This window comes from Bacillus sp. DNRA2 (assembly GCF_012843265.1).
GTDB lineage: Bacteria > Bacillota > Bacilli > Bacillales > Cytobacillaceae > Bacillus_BU.
The window spans coordinates 1-804 of sequence record NZ_JABAIT010000078.1 but is presented as its reverse complement, the minus strand read 5'-3'; the positions used below and the strand labels follow the sequence as shown (position 1 = coordinate 804).

Here is an 804-nt window from a genome sequence, read left to right as displayed (position 1 = left end):
GCTTACTTACAGCTCCCCGAAGCATATCGGTGTTAGTACCGTCCTTCATCGGCTCCTAGTGCCAAGGCATCCACCGTGCGCCCTTTCTAACTTAACCTAAAGGTTAATCTCTTACTATATAAATAAGAGAGAAAAAACTAATGTGGTGATTCTCGGTTTATTACATTTCTTCAATTATCTAGTTTTCAAAGAACGAATAGTACTTGAAGGATTGCTCCCTCAAAACTAAACAAACACAGAGGTCAACGTTACAGACTGTAAAGTCTGCATTCCGAATGTCTTTACGACATTATCCTTAGAAAGGAGGTGATCCAGCCGCACCTTCCGATACGGCTACCTTGTTACGACTTCACCCCAATCATCTGTCCCACCTTAGGCGGCTGGCTCCTTACGGTTACCCCACCGACTTCGGGTGTTACAAACTCTCGTGGTGTGACGGGCGGTGTGTACAAGGCCCGGGAACGTATTCACCGCGGCATGCTGATCCGCGATTACTAGCGATTCCAGCTTCATGTAGGCGAGTTGCAGCCTACAATCCGAACTGAGAATGGTTTTATGGGATTGGCTCGACCTCGCGGTTTTGCGACCCTTTGTACCATCCATTGTAGCACGTGTGTAGCCCAGGTCATAAGGGGCATGATGATTTGACGTCATCCCCACCTTCCTCCGGTTTGTCACCGGCAGTCTCCTTAGAGTGCCCAACTGAATGCTGGCAACTAAGAACAAGGGTTGCGCTCGTTGCGGGACTTAACCCAACATCTCACGACACGAGCTGACGACAACCATGCACCACCTGTCACTTTG

At 48.9% G+C, this 804-nt stretch carries 2 rRNA genes; both read right to left on the bottom strand.

Annotated features, from left to right (window positions below):
* Positions 1 to 97 (bottom strand): 23S ribosomal RNA (locus HHO41_RS22020); the annotation flags it as partial.
* Between the two features lie 202 nt (positions 98 to 299).
* A 16S ribosomal RNA gene (locus HHO41_RS22015) occupies positions 300 to 804 on the bottom strand; the annotation flags it as partial.